18 protein-coding genes and 1 pseudogene are annotated in these 22,620 nt (G+C 65.3%); 10 read left to right on the forward strand and 9 right to left on the reverse strand.

Annotated features, from left to right (window positions below):
- Positions 1-77: 77 nt before the first annotated feature.
- Together NLM25_RS39960 and NLM25_RS39965 are read right to left on the reverse strand one after the other, a co-directional pair.
- Positions 78-599, reverse strand: coding sequence for a transposase (locus NLM25_RS39960; RefSeq protein ID WP_254140545.1), 522 nt, complete (start codon positions 597-599; stop codon positions 78-80).
- Between the two features lie 131 nt (positions 600-730).
- Positions 731-1,666, reverse strand: a complete 936-nt coding sequence (locus NLM25_RS39965) for a LysR family transcriptional regulator (RefSeq protein WP_254140546.1) — start codon at positions 1,664-1,666, stop codon at positions 731-733.
- Between the two features lie 117 nt (positions 1,667-1,783).
- Here NLM25_RS39965 and NLM25_RS39970 point away from each other — a divergent pair, with 117 nt between their 5' ends.
- The 3 genes from NLM25_RS39970 to wrbA all read left to right on the forward strand — a co-directional run bounded on the left by NLM25_RS39970 (position 1,784) and on the right by wrbA (position 4,008).
- Positions 1,784-2,536: an SDR family NAD(P)-dependent oxidoreductase gene (locus tag NLM25_RS39970; RefSeq protein ID WP_254140547.1), complete on the forward strand. Its 753-nt coding sequence runs from the start codon at positions 1,784-1,786 to the stop codon at positions 2,534-2,536.
- A gap of 35 nt (positions 2,537-2,571) precedes the next feature.
- Positions 2,572-3,270, forward strand: a complete 699-nt coding sequence (locus NLM25_RS39975; RefSeq protein ID WP_254123372.1) for a pirin family protein — start codon at positions 2,572-2,574, stop codon at positions 3,268-3,270.
- 138 nt (positions 3,271-3,408) lie between these two features.
- Positions 3,409-4,008 carry an NAD(P)H:quinone oxidoreductase gene (gene wrbA, locus NLM25_RS39980; RefSeq protein ID WP_254140548.1) on the forward strand — a complete coding sequence of 200 codons (600 nt, stop codon included), beginning with the start codon at positions 3,409-3,411 and terminating at the stop codon, positions 4,006-4,008.
- Positions 4,009-4,209: 201 nt separating this feature from the next.
- Here the strand turns inward: wrbA and NLM25_RS39985 are convergent, their stop codons facing one another.
- Positions 4,210-5,094, reverse strand: a complete 885-nt coding sequence (locus NLM25_RS39985) for a protein-L-isoaspartate O-methyltransferase (protein WP_254140549.1) — start codon at positions 5,092-5,094, stop codon at positions 4,210-4,212.
- A gap of 111 nt (positions 5,095-5,205) precedes the next feature.
- On the reverse strand, positions 5,206-5,682 hold the full coding sequence (locus NLM25_RS39990; protein ID WP_254140550.1) for an Lrp/AsnC family transcriptional regulator: 477 nt from the start codon (positions 5,680-5,682) through the stop codon (positions 5,206-5,208).
- Between the two features lie 122 nt (positions 5,683-5,804).
- Here NLM25_RS39990 and NLM25_RS39995 point away from each other — a divergent pair, with 122 nt between their 5' ends.
- On the forward strand, positions 5,805-6,344 hold the full coding sequence (locus NLM25_RS39995) for an alpha/beta hydrolase (protein ID WP_254140551.1): 540 nt from the start codon (positions 5,805-5,807) through the stop codon (positions 6,342-6,344).
- A 16-nt stretch (positions 6,345-6,360) separates the two neighbouring features.
- Here NLM25_RS39995 and NLM25_RS40000 read toward each other — a convergent pair whose 3' ends face one another.
- The 3 genes and pseudogenes from NLM25_RS40000 to NLM25_RS40010 form a co-directional block, all read right to left on the reverse strand.
- On the reverse strand, positions 6,361-7,503 hold the full coding sequence (locus NLM25_RS40000) for a GNAT family N-acetyltransferase (RefSeq protein WP_254140552.1): 1,143 nt from the start codon (positions 7,501-7,503) through the stop codon (positions 6,361-6,363).
- Between the two features lie 121 nt (positions 7,504-7,624).
- Entirely contained in the window at positions 7,625-8,977 is a 1,353-nt protein-coding gene (locus tag NLM25_RS40005; RefSeq protein WP_254140553.1) for an O-antigen ligase, read from the reverse strand.
- Between the two features lie 38 nt (positions 8,978-9,015).
- Positions 9,016-10,087: pseudogene (locus tag NLM25_RS40010) on the reverse strand (glycosyltransferase).
- 240 nt (positions 10,088-10,327) lie between these two features.
- Between NLM25_RS40010 and NLM25_RS40015 the strand changes: the two are divergent.
- Positions 10,328-11,314: a glycosyltransferase gene (locus tag NLM25_RS40015; RefSeq protein ID WP_254141348.1), complete on the forward strand. Its 987-nt coding sequence runs from the start codon at positions 10,328-10,330 to the stop codon at positions 11,312-11,314.
- 4 nt (positions 11,315-11,318) lie between these two features.
- Here NLM25_RS40015 and NLM25_RS40020 read toward each other — a convergent pair whose 3' ends face one another.
- Positions 11,319-12,347 (reverse strand): glycosyltransferase family 2 protein, encoded by a 1,029-nt coding sequence (locus tag NLM25_RS40020; RefSeq protein ID WP_254140555.1) that lies wholly within the window; start codon positions 12,345-12,347, stop codon positions 11,319-11,321.
- Between the two features lie 339 nt (positions 12,348-12,686).
- On the opposite strand from NLM25_RS40020, the gene NLM25_RS44080 reads away from it, so the two are divergent.
- The 5 genes from NLM25_RS44080 to NLM25_RS40045 all read left to right on the forward strand — a co-directional run bounded on the left by NLM25_RS44080 (position 12,687) and on the right by NLM25_RS40045 (position 18,464).
- Positions 12,687-13,247, forward strand: a complete 561-nt coding sequence (locus tag NLM25_RS44080; protein ID WP_309143641.1) for an acyltransferase — start codon at positions 12,687-12,689, stop codon at positions 13,245-13,247.
- Between the two features lie 470 nt (positions 13,248-13,717).
- Entirely contained in the window at positions 13,718-16,084 is a 2,367-nt protein-coding gene (locus tag NLM25_RS40030) for an exopolysaccharide transport family protein (RefSeq protein ID WP_254140556.1), read from the forward strand.
- Complete coding sequence (locus NLM25_RS40035) at positions 16,077-16,883, forward strand: WecB/TagA/CpsF family glycosyltransferase (protein WP_254140557.1); 807 nt, start codon at positions 16,077-16,079, stop codon at positions 16,881-16,883. Before NLM25_RS40030 ends, NLM25_RS40035 begins: the two co-directional genes overlap by 8 nt.
- A gap of 19 nt (positions 16,884-16,902) precedes the next feature.
- Positions 16,903-17,895, forward strand: coding sequence for a UDP-glucose 4-epimerase GalE (galE, locus tag NLM25_RS40040; RefSeq protein ID WP_254140558.1), 993 nt, complete (start codon positions 16,903-16,905; stop codon positions 17,893-17,895).
- Positions 17,896-18,122: 227 nt separating this feature from the next.
- Complete coding sequence (locus NLM25_RS40045; protein WP_254140559.1) at positions 18,123-18,464, forward strand: hypothetical protein; 342 nt, start codon at positions 18,123-18,125, stop codon at positions 18,462-18,464.
- Here the strand turns inward: NLM25_RS40045 and NLM25_RS40050 are convergent.
- Positions 18,438-22,553 carry a GAF domain-containing protein gene (locus NLM25_RS40050; RefSeq protein WP_254140560.1) on the reverse strand — a complete coding sequence of 1,372 codons (4,116 nt, stop codon included), beginning with the start codon at positions 22,551-22,553 and terminating at the stop codon, positions 18,438-18,440. The two genes, NLM25_RS40045 and NLM25_RS40050, sit on opposite strands and share 27 nt — an antisense overlap.
- Positions 22,554-22,620: the final 67 nt, after the last annotated feature.

Genomic DNA, 22,620 nt, shown 5'->3' on the forward strand with positions numbered 1-22,620 from the left:
ATAGTTTGTTCGGAGGATAGATGGGCGAGATCTCGTAGGGTGGGCAAAGGCGCGCTCTTCGCGCGCCGTGCCCACGATCATTCACCAAAGTGCCCCGCGATATCCCGCATATCCCCTCCCCAATCCAAGGGAAGTGTGCCGTTGTCGACGTAGCGGTGGAAGCTGCTGAGAGACCAATCGCGCACTCGCGCAACAAAGCCGTGCTTCACGGGATTGAAATGGATGTAGTCAACGTGCCGCGCCAAATCCGCGTCGTCGCGAATTGCGTGCTCCCAATAGCGGCGCTGCCAAATGCCCTTTTCGCGCTTGAATAACTTGCTTGCCGAGCGCTCCTGAGCCTCCAGGCCTCTCGAAAATCCGCCCTTGATCAGATTCCACCGCGACGAAAAATCAGAATCATTCTCCGGGAGCGACCAAATGGCATGGAGATGGTCGGGCAGGATGCAGATCGCGACGGTCTCGAACGGGCGGCGCAGCTGAGCAGTCCGGTAAATGCGTCTCAAGCGATCAATGTGATCTACGAGCAGAGTGCTTGAACGGTCGGCGAGCACGACGGTGAAGAAAAATGTGTTGCCCTGTGCGCGCCGATATCGAGACACTTGTGATCCCCTCAGGCAAAGCCGTGGGCACGCTTCGCTTTGCCCACCCTACGTCAGGTTGCGCGGACGACAGACTAGCGAGATCTTGTAGGGTGGGCAAAGGCGCGAAGCGCCGTGCCCACCAACAAGAGTTACGGCGCTTTCGTACCCTTCTTCGGCCGCCGCTTGCACGTGCCCGGCAGTTTTGCCGCGAGAAAATCGCCGAGTGCTTCGACGCGCGCGGGGCGCGGGCCGCCGGGCGGGGTGACGAGATGGACGGCGCCTTCGGCCTGCTTCCAGTCTTTCAGGATCACTTCGACCTCGCCGGATGAAATCGCTTCACCGACGATGAACTCGGGCAACTCGGCGATGCCGAGGCCGGCGATCAGTGCCGGCATCACCGCTTCGCCGTTGTTGACGCGAAGCTGTCCGCCCGGACGGACGCTTGCCTGCTCGCCGGCCGAATTGGTGTAGTGCCAGACATTGGGCGTGGAGAGATAGGCGTAGCTGAAGCATTTGTGCTCGGCGAGATGCATCGGATGCGTCGGCCGCCCATGGCGCTTGAGGTAGGACGGCGCGGCCACCGTGAAGCGCGGCATGGTGAAGAGCCGCCGCGCGATCAGCGAGGAGTCCGGCAGCCGCGCGATCCGCACCGCCATGTCAAAGCCTTCGCCGATCAGATCGACGGTCGCATCGCTCAAATGCAGGTCGACCGAGACCTCGGGATAGGTCTCGAAAAATTCCGGCAGCAGCGGCGCCACCGCCTTGATCCCGAACGTCATGGGCACGGCGAGCCGCACCAGGCCGCGCGGCGCCACCGATTGCGCCAGCGCCTCGTTCTCGGCCGCCTCGCCGTCGACGAGCAGACGCGTCGCGCGGTCCGCGAGCTTGTGCCCTGCATCGGTCAGCGCCAGCCGCCGTGAGGTGCGGTTGAACAGCCGGGCGCCGAGCCGCTCCTCCAGCCGCGTGACCGCCTTGGAGACCGTTGCCTTGGACATCGCGAGTTCGCTCGCGGCTCCCGCAAACGACCGTAATTCCACGACTTTTGCGAAAATCGCGAGCGCCTCGAAATCGGGGAGTTTTGCCATGGGAGCTGATCCAATCGGAGTATTTTGGGAAACAATACGTTTCAACAGTTTCTATTTCTATACCACAGGCGGAGGCTTATCCAAGGGTCATCAGAAATTCAGGAATGGAGAAATCCAATGACCAAGAAGCTCTCAGGCAAGGTTGCCCTCGTCACCGGCGGCTCGCGCGGCATCGGCGCGGCCTCTGCCCGCGCTCTCGCCGATGAAGGCGCGGACGTCGCCATCAGCTATGTCGCCTCGCCCGAAAAGGCCGAAGCGGTCGTCGCAGACCTGAAGACCCGCGGCGTCAAGGCGCGCGCCTTCAAGGCCGATCAGGCCTCGGCCAAGGACGTGACGCAGCTCGTCAACGACGTCGCGAAGGAGTTCGGCCATCTCGACATCCTCGTCAACAATGCGGGTGTCGCCAATGGCGGTTCGATCGACGATGCCAATGCCGACACCGATGCGCTCGCCCGCCAGGACCAGATCAACGTCCATGGCGTGATCGCGGCGATCCGCGCCGCCTCGCAATTAATGGGCGAAGGCGGCCGCATCGTCACCGTCGGCTCGATGCTGGCCGACCGCGCCTCGTTCCCCGGCCTTGCCGACTACGTCGCCTCCAAGGCGGCCGTGGTCGGTTACACCAAGGGCGCCGCACGCGACCTCGGCCCGCGCGGCATCACGGTGAACGTGGTGCAGCCCGGCTCGATCGACACCGACATGAACCCGAAGGACGGCGGCGAGTTCGCCGAGACCCAGCGCAAGCAGCACGCGCTGCAACGCTTCGGCCGCCCCGAGGAAGTCGCCGCCGGCGTCGTGTTCCTCGCCAGCCCGGAAGCCTCCTTCGTCACCGGCACCGTGCTCAACGTCGACGGCGGGTTCGGCGCCTGATCCAGGCGCCGACCACTCCAACAAGGATTACGCAGATGATCGAACTCAGACCTTTCGATAAGCTCGGCGGCGCCGATCACGGCTGGCTCAAGGCCAGGCATCATTTCTCCTTCGCTGGCCATTACGACCCGAACAACATGGGTCACGGTGCCTTGCGGGTGTGGAACGACGACGAGATCGCGCCGAACACCGGCTTTCCCGCCCATCCTCACGCCAACATGGAAATCATCACCTATGTGCGCGAAGGCGCGATCACCCATCAGGACAGCCTCGGCAACGAAGGCCGCACCGAGGCGGGCGACGTGCAGGTGATGAGCGCCGGCAGCGGCATCCGCCACTCCGAATACAATCTCGAACCGACGCAGACGCGGATCTTCCAGATCTGGATCGAGCCGACCGCGCGCGGCGGACAACCGACCTGGGGCTCGAAGCCGTTCCCCAAGTCGGACCGCTCGGGCAAGCTCGTCACCATCGCGAGCGGGATCGAAGGTGATACCGACGCGCTGCCGATCCGCGCCGATGCGCGGGTGCTCGCCACCACGCTGAAGGCCGGCGAGAGCGCGGAGTACGCGCCGCAGAAGTCGCGGCACCTCTACCTCGTGCCTGCGGCAGGCTCGGTCGAGATCAACGGCGTGCGCGTCAATGCCCGCGACGGCGCCGCGATCCGCGACGAGGACAGGCTGCAGATCACGGCGCTGGAAGATACCGAGCTCGTGCTCGTCGACGCGGCGTAAGCACGTCATCCGCCGTCATTCCGGGATGGCGCGAAGCGCCAGACCCGGAATCTCGAGGTTCCGGGTTCGATGCTTTGCATCGCCCCGGAACGACGGAAGCAATCACGAACTTTCACTCATCCCCCAACGGAGACCACCATGACCAAAGTTCTCGTCCTCTATTATTCCGCCTACGGCCACATCGAGGCGATGGCCAATGCCGTCGCCGAGGGCGCGCGCGAGGCCGGCGTGACTGTCGACATCAAGCGCGTGCCCGAGCTGGTGCCGGCCGAGGTCGCAAAGGCCTCGTACTACAAGGTCGATCAGGCCGCTCCCGTCGCCAAGATCGAGGACCTCGCCAATTACGACGCGATCATCGTCGGCACCGGCACCCGCTTCGGCCGCATGGCCTCGCAGATGGCAAACTTCCTCGATCAGGCCGGCGGGCTCTGGGCCAAGGGCGCGCTGAACGGCAAGGTCGGCGGAGCCTTCACCGCGAGTGCGACCCAGCATGGCGGCCAGGAGACGACGCTGTTCTCGATCATCACCAACCTCTTGCATTTCGGCATGGTGGTGGTCGGACTGAACTACGGCTTTTCGGGCCAGATGGGCGTCGAAGAGGTCACGGGCGGCGCGCCCTATGGCGCGACCACGATCACTGCCGGCAACGGCAGCCGCCAGCCCAGCGCCAACGAGCTCGCCGGCGCGCGCTACCAGGGCCGCCAGATCGCGGAGACCGCAAAGAAGCTGCATGGCTGATACGATGTGGGCGGCATTCTCATTCGGGGATGCCGCCCCATTTAATTGCCATGGCCTTTGAGCTCCTCCTGATCGCGCAGATGATCCGCAAGCCCGCGCAGGCCCTGGCGCGGCGCTGGTATTGCCGTAGCCTGTTCCGCGCCTCGCGCGGCCGATTTCACTGTGCGGGCTGCAAGGGATCGTGATGCGCGGCGCCTGACGTCAGGCCTGCGTGATGTCCGCGTGCGGCGGGATGCTGATGACCGGCGCAGGTGCCGCCGCCGTCGAAAGCCACCAGCCCTCACCGGCAAACCAGCACGTCTCGTCCGGAGCGACTTCTCTCCGCAGCGACTGCACGCTCTCCCATCCTTTCGCGAATGCGTCGGCCAATCGCCGGGCGGCATCGGCATCCTGCAATCCCGCGCAACCGATGAACTGGGCACGGCTGAGGAATTTCGCCGGCCAGATCGGACCTTCGTCCGGGCGCGTGATCATCAACATGCCGCCGAGCATGCCCTCCGGCGCCAGCGGAAACACCAGCCGCCCGCCGGGCCGCAGCGCTTCGAGCCATTCCGCGGCCGGCTGGGCCGCGCCCGCGCAGACGTAGATCACATCCGCGTGGGGTAAATCGGACGCGATGCCTGAGCGATCCTTCAGATCGACATGGGCAACGTCCTTCAGATTTTCGCGCGCGAGTGCCGCCAGGCGCTCGTCGATCTCATAGGCATGGACACGGCCCGAACGTCCCGTGAGCTCGGCGAGGATGGCCGTGTAATATCCGCTGCCCGCACCAATCTGGATCACCGTCTCGCCTTCCCTCACGCCGCAGCCGCTGAGCCAATAGGCGTGCGCGCCGGGCATCCCGATATTGAGGTTGCGCGCCGGGTCCAGCGCCAGAAGCGTGTTTTGATAGAGGAAGGCGGGATCATCGTCGGGCGTCACGACATAGGGATGGCCACCGACGGAGATCGACCACGGCCCGGGTCCGGCGAAGGGCTCGCGCCTGACGGTGCGAAAGGCCTGCTCGATACGGGGATCCGTCGTCTTGGCGGCAGCGCAGATCAACTGCGCATAGAACGCGCGATATTTCGCCGAACGATCTTCCATGTCGCCTCCGGAGCGGACGCGACCGTAACACAACGTCAGCGAGAATTGGAAGCACAGCGCCGTCGCGCATTTGTGTCAGTGCGATGACTTGCAGACCGCGCGGACCACCGCTCAACTCCGCTCGGTTTTCCTCTTGACGAGGTCCCGCCCGATCGGCCGCGCCGGTTCGCTCCGCAGCACCAGCGAGGTCGTGACCGCACCGAAGCCGGCGATGCGATCCACGATCGTCTCCAGATCTTCCGGCGCCGGGACGAGCACTTTCAGCACGAAGCAATCATCGCCGGTCACGCGATGGACCTCGACGATGTGGGGGATCTCCGCGAACCGCTTGAGACAGGTCTTGATATGCTCATGCGTGGTGCGCAGGCGCACCAGTGCCATCAGGCCGAGCCCGAGGGCGCGCGGATTGATCCGGGCGCCGTAGCCTTCGATGATCCCGGCTTCCTCCAGCCGCTTGACGCGCTCGGAGACCGCTGGCTGGGACAATCCGACGGAACGGCCGAGCTCGGACAGCGGCACGCGCGCATTGGCTTGCAGAGCCTCCAGGATCTTCAGGTCCTTGGCGTCGATGCTTCCGAAGCGATCCAACAAAATTCTCCATTCCGCCTTGAGATCATCGGCAGATGATCGATTCCACCGATGATCTGCCATGTGACGCAGCGCCCGGACCGGCCACACTGGGCCTCCATCTCAGATATCACGGGACGATCATGCACGACATCATCACCTTGCCCGGCCTCGGCGGCTCCGGCGACACGCATTGGCAGACGATCTGGGAACGCAGCGACGCGCGCTTCACGCGATTTCAGCCGACGAGCTGGGACCAGCCCGAACTCGACGACTGGGAGCAATCCCTGGAGCGGGCGGTCGGACGCTGCGCGAAGCCGCCTGTGCTTGTGGCGCATAGCCTCGCTTGCCTGCTGGTCGCGCACTGGGCCGCTCGTTTCCCATCGGCAATCGCGGGCGCGTTTCTGGTCGCTGTCCCCGATCCCGATGGCGCCAATTTTCCCGCGGAGGCCGCCGCGTTCAAGCCGGTACCCGACCATGCGCTACGCTTCCCCTCGCTCGTCATCGCCAGCACGAACGATCCCTATGGCGAAATCGAGATAACGCGACAGCGCGCACGCGCCTGGCAGTCCGGTCTGATCGTGCTGGGCGCGCTCGGCCACATCAACGCGTCGAGCGGGATCAGTGACTGGTCGCAGGGCCGCGCGCTGCTTGATGCGTTCAGTGCGGGCCTTTCGAGATGACGGGCGGAGGCCTCTGTCAGCGCAACTTGCGTATCGCCGGGGTCGCAACGGCGGCGAGCCGGGGATAGCGGCGCAGGGCCTGCGCCGCATGGTCGCGCCAAGCATAGGGAGCACCGCGCCAGGACAGCGCAATGCTGACATCGGTCAACGGCACCGGCTCGGCGCCGAAGCGACGCTTGTAGTCCTGGTTTCCGATGCTGAGATCGAAACGGCGCACGCCTTCCGCATGCAGCGCCGCCATGGTGCGCTCGGTCACGAGCAGCCCCGGCGAGCAGCGCGACCAGGAATCGCCGGCGTGGCTGATTCGCAGGAGGAAATAGGTCGCGCCGAACCTGACGCCGAGCGTGGTGGCGACGACGGCCTCGTCGCACACCAGCGCCGAGATGACGGCATAACCTTCCGCAATACCCTGGCGGGCGACCTCGCGATAAAACCGGGCATGGGCATCGTCGTTGAGGACGAAGCGCGAGCCGAGCTTTCGCATCCGCGCCTGCTGCTGGACATCCATCACATCCAGAAGTTCATGCGCACGCGCGACGTCCATGGCAATCTCGAAACGCGCGCCGGCATGACGATTGAAGACACGCCAGCAGCGCGGCATCTGCATGCGCTTGATCGAGGCCTGGTAGTCTTCGTAGGCGTCGCCCATCAGCACCAGATTGCCATTGAGCGAAGAGGATCCGATCCGGCCGAGCGACGCCAGCGGGTTCGGCTTGCCGCCGACATGGGCCGGCATCTTCTTCAGGCGCAGCAGGTCGAAACGGTCGGGCAGCGCGCGCAAGGCGGCGACCAGCGCCTTGTTGACCGCATCGGTCGCCGCCGCATCCAACGCCGCATCGAGCGCCAGAATCGGTGCGTTGTTGTCGGAAACGCCGAGGTCGGCGAACTCGACGATGCGGATGCCGCGCCTGACGTGACTGATCATCGGCACCATCGCGATGTCGCTGCCGGTCGCGGCATCGGAGATCAGTGCAATCAGCGGCGCAACATCGTGGAACGCCTCGTACCAGGCCCCTAACCAGTAAGCATGCTGGAACGCGGTGCGAGGGCCGGCGCTCAGGCGCGACGCAGCCTGCCGCCAGTCACGCACGAAATCGACAGCGATTCCCGACGTGCTGGACACAAGACCATCTGGCTGCTCGACGCTGAGAAACGTCATCCCCGGGACATACGATTACTGAATGTTTCCAGATAGATTATGTTTTGCCGCAGACCACAAGCGACGTCACCGCTTATCGTTAAGCCGATGCCACCATCGCCGCTCCGGCTGCGACAAGCTGTCAGCGATCGGGTTCCGCATGTTCGACGCATTGGAACCTGGCCAGGAAATGCAGGCCGGCCACCGCGAGCGCGAACATGAACCAGATCGCATTCTGCCGTTCGAGCAGGAAGGTCTCGGTGGTCCCGTAATAAAGGCCGAACAGCCATATGGTGAGGAACAGCTTCGCCAGCGCACCGCTGCGACTGTGAGCCTGGGCCGACTGGAAATTGACCAGCGGCGCGAGCACGAAGACGAGGACCACGAGCGCCAGCCCCGGCAGGCCGATGGTGACCGCGAGTTCGAGATAGCTGTTGTGGCTGTGCGCCGCGCTCGTCGCCCATTCGGCGCCCTGGGCAGTTTGCCGCGCGGTCGCGTCGTCCCAGAAGGCCGCATAGCCATGGCCGATGACCGGCTTCTCGGCGACGGCCGCGAGCGCCAACTGCCAGACGTCGGACCGGCCGGTGAAGGTCGGATCGAGCGGAAGCAGGCGCGTCATGGCCCCGAGCGCCGGGCTCAGGACGCTGCCGACCGTCAGCAGGTTCATCACGATCAGCGGCACGAAGCAGATGACCCGCTTCAGCCACAGGCTCTTCGTCACATAGACCAGCGAGGCGAGCGCGTAGATCGCAAGGCACAGCACCGATGACGTCTTGCCGCCGGTGAAGATCAGGAAGATGCCGGCAAGCGCGGCGATCGCCGGGCCCATCACGAACGAGCCGACGGCGGACAGGTAGATTCCGACATAGACCAGGATGGTCATCACGGGCGAGGCGACGTTCTTGTGGCCAAAGCTGCCGCGCCAGTCACCGGCGAGCTGCGGCTCGGTGACATCGAGCGCGGTGTGAATCGAATATTGCGGGGCGAGGAAGACGCCGAGATAGCACAGCACCAACAGCGCGAGCGCGGCGATGCCGAGACACCGGTTGAAGCTGCGCTGCGTCGGCGGCAGTAGCGGCAACAGCATGGCGAGCGAGGTCACGCTGGCCGCGAGCACGAAGCGCTGCATCGAGACGCCGCGGCTCTCGGAGAAGACGATGTTGATCAGCAGCCAGCCGACGAGGCAGAGATGCAGCGGGGTCACCAGGGTTTTCAGCGCGGGTGCGTCGGTGGCGGCGACGAACAGCACCGCGACCGCAGCCAGAAGGCCCCAGGAGACATAGTCGAGCGCCATTCGTCCGCCGACGACGATGGTCACTTCCTCGCTGCGCAAGTCGGGAAACGGACTGAGCGTGACCATCACCAGCAGCAGCGCCGCAACCGCGACGACGCAGCGCGCCGCCCGCACGGCATTGAGCCCGGCAAGCCCATCGTGCAGAACGTGACCGAGCGATCGGGCCTCGACGTCGGCGATGTGAGTGGCGCTGCGATCCATGGCTCGAGGCTGATGGTGAAGCCGGGCAATCCGAGGTCTTAGCCCATCCCCGTTAAGCATTCGTCAACCAACGTGCCGGAGGCCTGCGACATCACCGCCTTCCGCTCGCATGATGCTCAGCGCGATCTCGTAATATTGCAGCGCGCGCTGCTCCAGCGTGAGATTGTCGAGCACGAAGCCGCGCGGATCGAACGCACCGCCGGCGCACCCGCCCCAGAAATCGTCCCAGCCCGCCTCGAACCCGGCGATGTCGGGGAATTTGGCGCCGCAGCGCTCGTCCCAATACGGCACCGACGACACGGGCGCGAACTGGACGCGGTGCGGATAATAATCGGGGTCCCGCCACGGGCCGCCGGGATCCCAGGCGAACACCGGCACGCCGCAAGATAGGGCCTGCTGGTAGGCGATGCCCTGGCTCTCGTTCTGGCACAGGAAAATCATCGCGCGCGAATGCGCGAGCGCGGCCTGATAGTCTTGTTCCTTGTAGCTGCCGTAGCGCAGCTCCGTGAACGAGCGGCCTTCCTTGCGAAGGCGGGCGCGAACAGGCTCGATCAGCTCCGACGCAAAGCGCTCGCGATCCCAATGGACCTTGTCGTAGATCAGCACGTCGACGGTCTTTTGCGACGGCGCGGACGGCGCCCAGAGATCCGTGTCGATGCCGATCGGCCAGGCCTCCGTGTCCGGCCAGTACGGCCGGTACATGTCGACATACCAGGGGCCGGGCACCACGACCTTCTTCACCGGCAGGCGCTTGAACAGATCAGGATCGTCGAGCGGATGATTATGCGCGGCGACGCCGAGCAGGATCGGATTCTTCCACGCGAACTTGTCGAGCAGGAAGGTGCGGCCGATGATGCAGGCCAGTTCCTCGGGATGCTGCGCGATGTGGCCGTAGTCGTTGACGCGGTAGCGGATGCCGAGCCGGTCGAGCCCTGCACAGAGATTGAGGAACACGCGAAGCTGCCCGCTCATGCGCGGCTCGCCGAGCAGCATCCGGCGCGCCATGCGTCGCAGATGCCGGTCGCCGGGAAACCAGCGATCGTCCTTGTCCTCGTAGAAGAGGTTGAGGACGATGGCATCGGGGTCGTGTCTGGAGGTCGTTGCGGGCACTGAATCCATCCGCGGCAATCAGGTCCGCATTCTCGCATGGGACCGGCTGTCGCACTCTTCCAAATTTGCCACAGGCTTAATGCCACTGGCTTAACGCTAATTGACGAAACCAAAGTCGCGCAGACGTTCGCGGCAACGATTTGGCTGTAATGCGGGTATCATTCGCAAGGTCGCGATCCATCGCATTGCCAATTCGGCGGATGTCCCTGGTTAACAGATCCTTAAAGGCGAGCCGTGGCTCTGATCACTGCCGAAGACGTTCTCGATTTACCGGCCACCACACGCATCGTTCCGGCGGTGCGCCCGCCGCTGCCGGCGAGCTCGACCAATTCGGTGTCCGTCGTCATTCCCGCCAAGAACGTTGCGGCCTATGTCGGCGAAACCCTCGCCAGTGCATTGGCGCAAGGCGAGGTGAGCGAAGTGATCGTCGTGGACGACGGCTCGAGCGACAACACCACGGCCATCGTCCGCGCCATTCGTGACCCGCGGCTACGCCTGATGACCAACGACTCCGCCGGCGTATCGGCGGCGCGCAATCTCGGCGCGCGGCATGCGAACGGCGAGTGGCTGCTTTTCCTCGATGCCGACGACCGCCTGCGCCCCGGCGCGGTGGCCGCGCTGCTCGCCGCAGCCCGCGGGGCTCCGCGCGCGGTTCTCGTCTACGGCGACTACAACACGATCGACAACGAGGGACGGCAGATCGGCCGGCGGGGCCTGCTGAAGGGGCGCCGCAAGCCGTCCGGCGATGTGCTGGCGCGGCTCGCGGCCGGCAATTTCATCGTCAATGGCGGCATCGCGCTCGCACGTGCGGAGGCTTTCCGCGCCATCGGCGGCTTCGACACTTCTCTCAGATATTGCGAGGACTGGCATTGCTGGTGCCGCCTCGCCGCGATCGGCGAGTTCGAGTTCGCGCCAAAGCTTCTGCTCGATTATCGCCTGCACACCGCCAACACCATGAACGCGGCGGTGCGGACGCCGAAGGACTTCTTCCCGGCGATCGCGCGGGTGTTCGACGACGGACTGATCCTGGCGAGGCTGCCCGAGGGCACGGCGGCCGGGCTGCGTCTCGCCGCCGAGATTCATCTCGTCACCTATTCGGCGATGCAGGCAGTCCGCTTCGGCCGATATCGCGACGCCTTCGGCTATCTCGGGATGGTCGGCCGGCGCTCGCTCAAGGCGCTACCGCGCGCCGCAGCGAGGACAGCCCTCGCACGGTTCGGGATCTAGGCCGTCAGGAAACGATCTTCGAGGCCTCATAGGGCTTCGGATCGTAACCGAATGCGGCGAGAGCAGAACCGACGGCCACCAACGTCGGGTGCATCGCAACGATCGCTTTCGATGACATCAGCAGGCGAGCCGAGCGCATCAGCGACAGTGGCAGCCGTCCCAGGGTCTGCGCCAACAAGCCCGCCCGCGCGCCTACACCCTGCGTGGCTTTGGACCGCACGCGATAGTTGATCACCCCGAGGCGGAGGCTCCGTCTGGCAATCCAGCCGAGGCTGGTGCGGTTCTGCGGCACGGTCTCGGTGATGACGGCTTCCGCGGTCCAGTGGAAAGTCATTCCGGCATGGCGGCCGCGGTAGAAGAAATCGCAATCTCCGCCGCCAAGGAAATTGAAGCGAAGATCGAAAGCCGGACTGCCGAGCCTCTCGAACGCCGCGCGCGTGATCAGGCAATTGCCGCAGCCATAGATCACCGGCACCGCACCGGTGTAATCGTAAGTGGGGCAGAAGACGGGATGACGCGCGAGCCAGGGTTGGCTGTCGTCGGCGAACACCGGCAGCACCGGTCCGCCGACCACGTCGGCACCGGTCGCCTCCGCGGCACGGATCATCAGCTCGAGCCAATCGGGCGAAGCGATCTCGTCGTCGTCGATCATCAGGAAGCGTGTCGCGGCGGGAAACACCGCCTGGCCCGTCTCGAACGCGGCGTTGATCGCCTGGCAATTGCCCTGCCGCTTCTCGACCAGACAGATACCCTGTAGTTTGCCGGCGGCGAGATATTCCGCAGCGACCGGAGCGCTCGCGCGTCCTGCCGAATCGTTCTCGACCATGACCACCGCGAAGGAGCGCGTGGTGCGCTGACCGACAAGCGAATCCAGTGTCAGCCGGAGATGGTCGGGGCGGCGGAAACAGGGAATGCAGACGACGATTCCGACCGAGAGATCAATGACGCGCGAACTCGCGGCGATCTCCCGGTTGGAGTCGCGCACGGCATCCGAGATCCGCCTGGCGGACAAATCTGTCGGGATCAGCGTCATGGCCTTCTAGATGGCTGAGACATGTTGAAAAAACCTTGCGTCCATTGTCCCAGGACGACACGCCGGCGCGGGACAGATACGTCGCAAAATGAACGGCCTGCTCCGGCACCCAAACTGCGCCGCGACACCAATGTCCTCGCTGGGACGCGCGTTATCATGCTTAACCCTTTCACGCGCTTTCCTGCGAACTCCTGCACGCGTGGTACTGCAATTTACAGTCCATCACCCATCGACGGCGGGCGCGCCGGGGCGCGACGTCGTTCTTCACCGCATTTTTACGCGCGGATGCTAGGGCTCGGCACGGCATGAGAGGCGCCGCAAGGGTTAGGAACGAACGTGGTGCGCAAGATCGAGAACCCGGCGCTGCGGGCCGGCGCGCTCCTGTTGTTCGCTTGCCGGCGCGCCTGGCTGACGGTGCGGTACGGGCGCCGACTCCAGCTCGGACCGGGGATCGTGTTCAAGGGTCGGCTGGTTCTCGGCCGCGGAGTCCGGGTGTCGATCGGTGCGAACTGCCGGATCGGCAAGCGCGTGCTCATCACCGGGCGCGGCCAGGTGACGGTCGGCAATGACACTTTTCTCAATGGTTGCTGGATCGGCTGCGAACAGAAGGTCGAGATCGGTTCGTTCTGCTTGATCAGCGACTGCGACGTTGCCGACACGGACTTTCACAATCTTCCGCCGCGGCTTCGGCACGAGCCTGCGGTTGCTCAGGCCATCGCGCCGGTGAAGATCGGGCACAACGTGTGGGTGGGCGCGCGCTCGATCGTGCTCAAGGGGGTGACGATCGGCGACCACTCAGTCGTGGGCGCCGGAACGGTGGTGCGTGAGGACGTTGCCCCGCGCGTGGTCGTCGCCGGAAACCCTGCTGCAGTCGTCAAGCGGTTCCGCGACGACGAATAGGCAGGCACGAACGCGGGCAAACCGAATTGCGGAAACAGTTGATCCGCTCTTCAACGATCTTGGCAACCAGGTCCACACAAGCCTTGCGACGATCCAGAGTCCAATCCCGCGTTAATGTCTATTTTACTTCGTCGCGGAATCCTCCATCTGGAATCGCCGCGACGTGCTTCAAAATTCCCGTGAGAGTCAGATAGAGAAGTTCAGCAGGTCCCCGTGGCGCGCACACCGCTTGGCTAGTATCGTAACGAACCGTTAAGCACTGGGGCTCGTGGTGACACCAAAGCGGCACGAAGACGCGGCAAATGACGGCCTGGGCTTAAACGCTTTGTTTGCCATTTCAGTGAATAGTCCCTCACTGAGTATGGTTAATTTTCCCTGTTGCGTTGATTGGGCACCTATATCCCGGGTGCGTGGCGTAGAGCGAAGAGTAACCCCTCAGCCTGCGGCAGTTGGAATGAAAGCTGGGGATCATGCTTGACTATAACCAGCCGATCGATCGGGCCGGACCGGAGACCCCGCGACAGGGGACACAGGCCGGCTTCAATGTGCTGGAGCTCGTCAATCTGCTCTGGCGGCGGAAGGTCGCGATCGCCGCTGCCGCCCTGCTCGGTGCGACGCTCGCCGTCACCGTCGGCAAGAGCCTGACGCCCCGCTACACCGCCACGGCACAGCTCTATGTCGACCCGCGCGAGCTTCAGCTCGTCGATCGCGAGCTCACGCCGCGCGCGCAGGACGTCTCCGGAATGGCGATGGTGGTGGAGAGCCAGGCGCGGCTGATCACCTCCAACAGCGTACTGCTCCAGGTGATCCAGCAGGCCGGCCTCGACAAGGATCCGGAATTCGGCGGCGGTGACGCCAAGAGCCTGATGTCGTCGCTGCTCGGCCTGATCGGCCTTCATCCTCCCGTTCCCTCCGCCGCGGAGAAGAAGGAAGTGCAGCTTGCGGCGCTCGACGCGCTGAACCGGCACATCACCATCCGCAAGACCGAGAAGAGCTTCATCGTCGACATCGAGGTCTGGTCGACCGATCCCGCAAAGGCGGCGATGCTCGCCAACACGCTGACCAGCGTCTATCTCGCAGAATCCCGCAACTCGCAGGCTTCGGCCGCACGGCGCGCCACCAACGATCTCTCTGGCCGCTTGAAGGAGCTGCGCGAGCGGCTGCGTAGCGCGGAGACCGCGCTTGCGACCTACAAGGCCCAGAACAATTTCGTCGGCACCCAGGACGCGCTGATCAGCGACCAGCAGCTCTCCGCCAGCAACCAGCGGCTTTCCGCCGCCCGCGCGGCGACGATGGATGCGCAGGCGCGGCTCGACCAGATCGAGGCGAGCCGCCGCACCGCAGCGGATGCCGGCGCGATCCCCGAGGCGCTGCAATCGCCGACCATCGCGAATTTGCGCGCGCAATATGCCGACGCGCGCAAGAAATATGCGGAGCAGGCCGGCGAGCTCGGCCCGCGCCATCCGGCGCTGCGCCAGACCGAGAAGCAGGTCGAGGACCTCAAGCGCACCATCAACGAAGAGATCGACCGCTTCGCCCAGTCCGCCAAGAACGATCTGACGCGCGCCCGCGACTTCGAAGCCTCGCTCAACCGGGCGCTGGAAGCGCAGAAGCGGCAGAGCGTCCAGCTCAGCCAGGCCGCCGTGCGTCTGCGCGAGCTCGAGCGCGAGGCCGATGCCAGCCGCGACGTCTATCAGTCCTTCCTCAAGCGCTCGCGCGAGACCGAGGAGCAGGAGACCCTGAACACCTCGGCGGCCCGCGTCATCGGCGAAGCCACGGTGCCGCAGCGGCGCTCGTTCCCGCCGGCAATGAGCATGTTCGCCATGATCGGCTTCATTTTCGGCGCGCTCGCCGCGGCAAGCTGGTTCGTCGCGGCCGAGTTGCTGTCCGCCGGCGCGACCGCGCCGGCTGCGCCGACACCAGCCCGTCGTGAGCGCGCACAGGCTCCGCGCGCACCAGAGCCGCCGCGGCCTCCGGAGATTGCTTCGCCCCCGCAAGTTTCACACGCTCCGGAAGTTGCGCAGGTTTTGCCGGAACTTGCCGCGCCATCGCTGCAGCCCGAGATGGACGAAAATACGCTGATCGGAAAGCCTCTGATCGCGCGTCTCCAGGAGGCCGACGTCATTCACACGCTCGGCGCCATTCTCGCCACCGGCGGCGGCGTCGATCTCACCCGGCTGGGCTGGCCGACACTGCGCCCCGGCTTTCCCCTGACGACGCTGCTCAATGCGTGGCGTGACATGCGCACCGCTGTCGCCCGCCGTGCGGGCGGCAAGGCGATGCCGGTCATCGCGCTCGTCGGCGCGGGCGAGACCACCGGGCGCAGCGTGACCGCGCTGAATTTCGCCCTCGCGGCCGCGCGCGATGGCGCCCGCGTGCTGATGATCGATGCCGACCATCAGGCACACTCGCTCTCGAACAAGGTGAGCCGCCCCGGCAAGAGCGAGCCGAGCAGGCTCGGCTGGCTCTCGATTGGCAGCAAGGCCGCGCGCGAGATCAAGACGGTCAACGGCATCTCGGTGCTGCCGGCCGCCGAAAGCGATGCCGGCAAGGCGACCGAGGCGATGCGCAAGGCCATCGAGCAGGCGCGCTCCGCCGGCGGCTATGACCTCGTTGTCCTCGACGGCCCCGTGACGCCGCTCGACGCAGGCGGCCGCAAGCTGCTCGACGATGCCGACGCGCTGGTGGCCGTGCTGCCGACCAGCCTCGACATCAACGACGGCCTGGAAGAAATCCTGAACACGCTCGGCCGCGCCGAGCGCAAGCTCGTCGGCGTCGTGCTCGACGAACTCACCCCCGCAACCCAAGCGCGCCAGCGAGGCAGACAATATGCTTGAGCGCCGCGTCAATCTGGACGGACGGGCTGCAACTGCCGACGTGCCGCGGATCACCATCGGCGGCCTCCGCATGGCCGCGCTCGACCTGGAAGCCACCGCCGATTTCATGATCGAGGCCACCGATCCCAGACATCGCATCGGCCGTCCGCTGCATCTGACCTCGGCCAATGGCGAGGTGCTGGCGCGCTGCTCGACCGAGCCGGAGACAGAACGCCTGTTCCGCGGCGCTGATTTGATCAACGCCGACGGCCAGCCACTGGTGGCGGCCTCAAAACTGCAATCCTGGTTTCCACTGCCCGAGCGCGTCGCGACCACGGACCTGTTCCACGTCGTCGCGCGCAAGGCGGAAGCGATCGGCCGCACCTTCTACATGTTCGGCGCCAGCGAGGCCGAGAACGCCGCTGCGGTCGAGAACGTCCGGAAGATGTACCCAAACCTCAAGATCGTCGGCTACAGCCACGGCTATCTGCGTGGCGACGCCCTGCGCGCCAAAGTCGAGGAGATCAACGCGCTCGCGCCGGATTATCTCTGGGTTGCGCTCGGCGTGCCCAACGAGCAGGCATTCGTCGAGGAATACACGCCGCTGCTGACCAATGTTGGCGTTATCAAGACCTCCGGCGGATTGTTCAACTTTTTATCGGGCAGCCGGTCCCGCGCACCGCAATGGATGCAGAACATCGGACTCGAATGGGCCTGGCGCACCTGGCTCGAGCCGCGCCGCCTGTTCTGGCGCTATTTGACCACCAACCCCCGCGCGCTCTATCTTCTCTTCAGCCGCAAACGACCTTCAAATCGCTGAGAGAAGAGTAAGAGACGACATGACCGACCGACCGACCGTCCTCGTCACAGGAGGCGCGGGCTATATTGGCTCGCATGCCTGCCGTGCACTGTCTGCCGCCGGCTATCAGCCCGTCGTTTATGACAATCTCTCGACAGGTCATCGCAGCTTCGTCGCCGGCCCGCTGGTGACCGGCGATCTGCTCGACGGCGCCGCGCTGGCGCGCGCCTTCGCCGACCACAAGGTCACCGCGGTGATGCATTTCGCGGCGGCGAGCCTCGTCGGCGAGTCCATGACCGATCCGCAGAAATACTACATCAACAACGTGCAGGGTACGCTGTCGCTGTTGCAGGCGATGCGCAACGCGGGCTGCCATCGCATCGTGTTCTCCTCGACCGGCGCCGTCTACGGCAACGCCGATTCCAAGGAGCTGCCGGAGGACTTCCCCTGCGCACCGATCAATCCCTACGGCGCGTCGAAATGGATGATCGAGCGCATGCTCGCCGATTATCGCGCAGCCTACGGGTTCGGCGCGTTCTGCCTGCGCTATTTCAACGCCAGCGGCGCCGACCCGGCCGGCGGCATCGGCGAGCTGCGTGACAACGAAACGCATCTCATTCCGCGCGCCATGATGGCGCTGCAGGGCCATGTCGACTTCGCCGTGTTCGGCGACGATTACGACACGCCCGACGGCACCGCGATCCGCGACTATATCCACGTCACCGACCTCGCCGCGGCGCATGTCGCTGCGCTCAAGCTCCTGGAAACGGGACATGCCGGCGGCAGCTTCAATCTCGGTACCGGCTCCGGCTTTTCGGTCCGCGAGATCCTGAACGCCATCAGGCAGGAGACCGGGCGCGAGGTGCCGCACACCATGAAGCCGCGCCGCGCCGGCGATCCCACCTATCTGGTCGCCGACGCCTCCGCCGCGCGAAAAGTGCTGAACTTCGTGCCGCGCCATTCCGACCTCGCCTCGGTCATCCGGACCGCCTGGGCCTGGCACCAGAAGGCGCATCCGCTCAGGTCGCGTTAAGCAATCGGCGCGCCCGCGCCTTGCCGGCCGGGTGCCTGAACGGCTAGTATGGGTCTTCACTGTCGGCGCCGGCCTTTGTCCGGCGGCCGCTTGTTCCCGCATCCCGGCGATGATGCCGGCCTTGCGTGGCTCCGCCGATTGCGCGAGCCGATTTTCTCCGAGTGCCAGGACCACGATCAGTTCCGCGCGTCGGCCCGTCATCAGGCGCGGACCCCAGGGAAGATCCCATGCATCAGGCTGTACGCCTGGAATTCGAGCGCGTGATGGAAGAGTTTGCCCGCTGGCAGATCGTGCCCGCGGACGAGCGCTCGCCCGCGCCTGCCTGGTGGTGGGGGCCGGCCATGGCGGTGTTCGACGACCATGAACCGATGAGCGGCGCATGGTGCGCCGAGCTCGGCCTCGGCGAAGGAACAAGCTTCGCCGAAGGCGCGCGCACGATCCTCGCGCTGTTCGTCGAGCAGACGTCGCTGACGGGGCCGCAGGATTTTCCGAGCAAGGCCGAGGGCGGGGATCACGAGGTCCGCGAGCTGCACCCGCAGCCGTCAGATGACAGCGCGTTTCAGCCGTAACGCCGCGGCTTGTTCGGCAGCATAGTCCGGCTCCGGCTGGAGCGGCGGCGCGACAGGCAAGACCATCGGCCGCAGCAGTTCGGCCATCTCGCGCGCCGGCACCGGCTTGGAGATCAGGAAGCCCTGCATCTCGTCGCAGCCATGGGTGCGCAGGAACGCCTCCTGCTCGGCATTCTCGACGCCCTCAGCGACCACGGTCATGCCGAGCGCCTTGCCCATGCTGATGATCGCCTGCGCGATCGCCTGATCCTCCGAGTCCTGCGGCAGGTCGCGCACGAAGGAGCGGTCGATCTTGATGGTGTCGATCGGGAAATGCTTCATCAGCGACATCGACGAATAGCCGGTGCCGAAATCGTCGATGGCGAGGCGGATGCCGCGGCTCTGGATGGCGTCGAGAACCTTCAGCGCACGCCCGACATTGCGCATCATCATGCTCTCGGTGACTTCAAGCTGGAGCAGCACCGGCGACATGCCGCTGGCGGCCAGCGCCTCGTCGACGTCCTGCAACAGATGCTCGTCGACAAACTGGCGCGGCGACAAATTGACCGCCATCGATACCGGCAACAGGCCGCGGCGCTGCCAGGCCATGGCCTGCGCGCAGGCCTCCTTCACCACCCAGCGGCCGATCGGCACGATCAGCCCGGTCTCTTCCGCAAGCGGGATGAACTGCGCCGGCGAGATGCTGCCGAGATCCGGGTGCGTCCAGCGCAGCAGCGCTTCCACGCCGGTGATCTGGCCGGTCTCCATGTCGACCTTGGGCTGGTAGTTCAGCGAGAACTGCTCGCGCTCCAGCGCCCGGCGCAGTGCGCTCTCGAGCGACAGCCGCTCGATCGACTGCGTCTTCACCTCCTTGGAGAAGAAGCGATAGCCGTTCTTGCCGTCTTCCTTGGCGAGATACATCGCCATATCGGCGTTCTTGGTCAGCGTCTGCACGTCGGAGCCGTTGGCCGGATACATCGCGATGCCGATCGACGCCGTGGTGTGGCACTCGTGGCCGGCCAGCTCCATCGGCTCGGCGAGCGCCGCGAGCAGCGCGGTCGCGATGCGCTGGACGTCGTCGATCTCGCCGCACTGGTCGAGGATCACCACGAACTCGTCGCCGCCGAGGCGTGCGACCACGTCGCTTGCCCGCAGCACACCGCGCAGCCGGTTCGCCACTTCCAGCAGGAGCAGATCGCCGGCCTCATGGCCGAGCGAATCGTTGATGACCTTGAAGCGGTCGAGATCGATGAACAGTACCGCGAAACGGTGATCGTGGCGCTGGGCTTCGTCGATCGCCTCCCGCAACAGCCCGTTGAAGGTCTCGCGGTTCGGCAGGTCGGTCAGGCTGTCATGCGAGGCGAGGTATTCGATCCGCTCGTCGGCCTCGTTCTTCTCGTCGGCGCGATCGAAATTCTCCATCGCAAAGGAGACGTTGTCGGCGAGGCGCTGCAACAGCTCAACGAACTCGGCCGTGAAAGTCTCCTGCTCGGTCGACATGTAGATCATGACGCCGACGGGCTGGTCGTGCGTGATCAGCGGGAACGCGGCGCCGGAGCGCGCACCGTCGCCCTGAACGATGGCTTGGAAAGCGCTGACGCGGTCGTCGTTGCGGTAGTCGTTGCTGATGCAGGGCTGGCGCGTGCGGAAGGCGGTTCCGCTCATCCCGCGCCCCTCCGGGCGCTCCGGGTCGATGGAAAGACGGACGTTGCGCGTCGTCTCGGCAGACGGCCCCGCCGCGCTCACGATCTCGAGCTGGTCGCTGCCGGCGCGGGCCAGCGCGATCGTGGTCGAGGTGAACTTGGCGCCGTTCGATGCCGCGAGGCAGACGAGATCGAACAGCTCGGCGCGCGACTTCGCCCGCATGATCGCCTCATTGGTGGCGCTCAGTGCCGCGAACATGCGTGTCAGGCGCTCCTTCTGCGCCTCGGTGCGGGCCTTCTCCTCGGCGCGATCGAAATTGTCGAGTGCAAAGGAGACGTTCTCGGCCAGACGTCCGAGCAACTCGACCAGGTCGGGCGTGAACGTATTCTCCTCCGGTGCAAGGAAGAGCAGAATACCGATCGGTTCCAGCCCCGCCCGCAGAAGCGGGAAGCTGGCAGCGGCCCGCGTGCCGTCTTCGGTCGCCTTGGCGTGCCAATGCGCCGACCGCGGATCGTTCAGATAGTCGTTGATGACGCTCGGCCGTCGGGTCCGTAGCGACGTGCCGATAATTCCATGCCCCTCCGGATGGTCGGCAGAGACGACGCATGTACGCCCGAACATTCGCTCCTGGAGGCGCCCCTTGACCGCTACGACGCGAACAAGCTCGCCGCTTTCGTCCATGATGCCGATTGTCGCCGATGCGAAGACGTCGCCGAGCACGGCAGCCTGGCATGCGACCTCGAACAGCTCCTCCCGGGTCTTGGCGCGCATGATGGCTTCGTTCGTGGCGCTTAATGCCTCGAACATGCCACTCAACCGATTGCGCTGCTTGTCGGCCTTCGCGGTCTCGTCGGCGCGGTCGAAATTCTCCAGCGCGAAGGCGACATTGGCCTGGAGCTTGCGCAGCAACTCGACGAATTCGTCCGTGAAGGTGTCGCGCTCCGGCGAGTTGAACAGGAATACGCCCTCGACCCGGTCGCCGTTGAACAGCGGCAACGCCGCGGAGGACGCAATGCCGTTGCGGCGGGCGCTGGCCTGCCACGGCGCAATGCGGTCATCGGAGAGCACGTCGTTGCTGACCGCGGGCTGGCGGGTGCGGAACGCAGTGCCCGTCAGTCCCCGCCCTTCGGGCACCTCATCTGACGTGGAAAACTTGAAGTTGCGGACCTGATCCGCATTCGGCCCGTAACAGGCGACGACACGCAACAGCTCGGCGCGATGATCGGCGAGCGCAACGGTGACCGAGGTGAACTTGGCTCCCTTCGCCGTCGCCTCGCAGACGAGGTCGAACAGCTCGGAGCGCGACCGCGCGCGCAGGATCGCCTCGTTGGTGGCGCTGAGCGCCGCATACATGCGCGCCAGACGTTCTTCTTCCGCGGCGATCCTGGCCTTCTCGGCCTCGCGCCCGAAATTCTCGAGCGCGAACGAGACGTTCTCCGCCATGCGCAGGAGGAGCGCGACGATCTCCTCGTCCTCGGCCCAGGAGCGGCTGATGAAGAACAGGAGCACGCCGACGCTTTCGCCGTGCCTGATCAGCGGCGCGACCACGCAGGCGGCGACGCCGGTGTTGACGTTGGCCTGCTCCCACGGCGTTCCCCTGGTGCGGCTGGCGAGATCGTCCTCGACGATGGCCTTCTGCGTCCGGAACACCTCACCGGAGATGCCCCTGCCGTAAGGATTCTCCGGATCGATCGAGTAGCGCGCCTGGGTCACCAGTTCGAGATTCTCTCCCGTGGACGCGACCGGAGTCATCCAGTGCGAGTCCGGTTCGCGGAGCAGGACGATGGTCGCCAGCGACTTGCCGCCGTGCACGGAGGCGTCGCACACGAGCTGGTACAGCTCCTGCTCGGATTTGGCGCGCAGGATCGCCTCGTTGGTCGCGCTGATGGCACCGAACATGCGGTTGAGCCGGCGCATCGCCCGCTCACCGGCCTGCCGTGCAGTCTCGCGCGCGAAAATCTCCAGTACATAGGAAATGTTGGCCGACATGCGCTCGAACAGCGACACCATCTGCTCGCTCAGCGAGTTGGCTTCCCTGCGGGTCACGTACAGCACGCCGACGCTCTTGCCGTTGCAGAGCAGCGGAAGCGCCGCAGCAGCGCCGATCTGGGCTGTTGCCGCACCCGCGCGCCACGCCAGAGAACGCGGATCGTTCAGATAGTCGTTGCTGACGCACAGCTTCTGATCACGAAATGCTTCGCCGCCAACGCCCGCCCCTTCGGGCGTGCCGGCTTCCGTCGTAATCACGATGGAGCGCAGCCGCGAAATGTCATCGCCACAGCCGGCCGCAAACTGCAATCGCCGGCCATCCGGTCCTATCAGGAACACGGCGACGGCCAAAAAGTCCCCGCTCGAAAACCCGGCGTCGCAGACCTTCTGGTACAGCTCGTCCGGCGATTTCGCGTAGAGGATCGCTTCGTTGATGGCGCTCAACGCTGCAAAGGTGCGCGCGAGGGTCGTCTGCACGATCTCAACTCCCGGGCATTTCTGCCTATTTCTCCCGGGTGCTTTATGAACGGCGACCGCCTAAGTG

Source organism: Bradyrhizobium sp. CCGB01 (assembly GCF_024199795.1).
Lineage (GTDB): Bacteria > Pseudomonadota > Alphaproteobacteria > Rhizobiales > Xanthobacteraceae > Bradyrhizobium.

What these genes read in the sequence shown, in the direction of transcription:
- NLM25_RS39970 (WP_254140547.1), top strand. Translation starts at nt 1,784, where the DNA reads ATGACCAAGAAGCTCTCAGGCAAGGTTGCCCTCGTCACCGGCGGCTCG.
- wrbA (WP_254140548.1), top strand. Translation starts at nt 3,409, where the DNA reads ATGACCAAAGTTCTCGTCCTCTATTATTCCGCCTACGGCCACATCGAG.
- NLM25_RS40020 (WP_254140555.1), bottom strand. Translation starts at nt 12,347, where the DNA reads ATGACGCTGATCCCGACAGATTTGTCCGCCAGGCGGATCTCGGATGCC.
- NLM25_RS39965 (WP_254140546.1), bottom strand. Translation starts at nt 1,666, where the DNA reads ATGGCAAAACTCCCCGATTTCGAGGCGCTCGCGATTTTCGCAAAAGTC.
- NLM25_RS39985 (WP_254140549.1), bottom strand. Translation starts at nt 5,094, where the DNA reads ATGGAAGATCGTTCGGCGAAATATCGCGCGTTCTATGCGCAGTTGATC.
- NLM25_RS40005 (WP_254140553.1), bottom strand. Translation starts at nt 8,977, where the DNA reads ATGGATCGCAGCGCCACTCACATCGCCGACGTCGAGGCCCGATCGCTC.
- NLM25_RS39995 (WP_254140551.1), top strand. Translation starts at nt 5,805, where the DNA reads ATGCACGACATCATCACCTTGCCCGGCCTCGGCGGCTCCGGCGACACG.
- NLM25_RS40035 (WP_254140557.1), top strand. Translation starts at nt 16,077, where the DNA reads ATGCTTGAGCGCCGCGTCAATCTGGACGGACGGGCTGCAACTGCCGAC.
- NLM25_RS40045 (WP_254140559.1), top strand. Translation starts at nt 18,123, where the DNA reads ATGCATCAGGCTGTACGCCTGGAATTCGAGCGCGTGATGGAAGAGTTT.
- NLM25_RS40000 (WP_254140552.1), bottom strand. Translation starts at nt 7,503, where the DNA reads ATGACGTTTCTCAGCGTCGAGCAGCCAGATGGTCTTGTGTCCAGCACG.
- NLM25_RS39975 (WP_254123372.1), top strand. Translation starts at nt 2,572, where the DNA reads ATGATCGAACTCAGACCTTTCGATAAGCTCGGCGGCGCCGATCACGGC.
- galE (WP_254140558.1), top strand. Translation starts at nt 16,903, where the DNA reads ATGACCGACCGACCGACCGTCCTCGTCACAGGAGGCGCGGGCTATATT.
- NLM25_RS40030 (WP_254140556.1), top strand. Translation starts at nt 13,718, where the DNA reads ATGCTTGACTATAACCAGCCGATCGATCGGGCCGGACCGGAGACCCCG.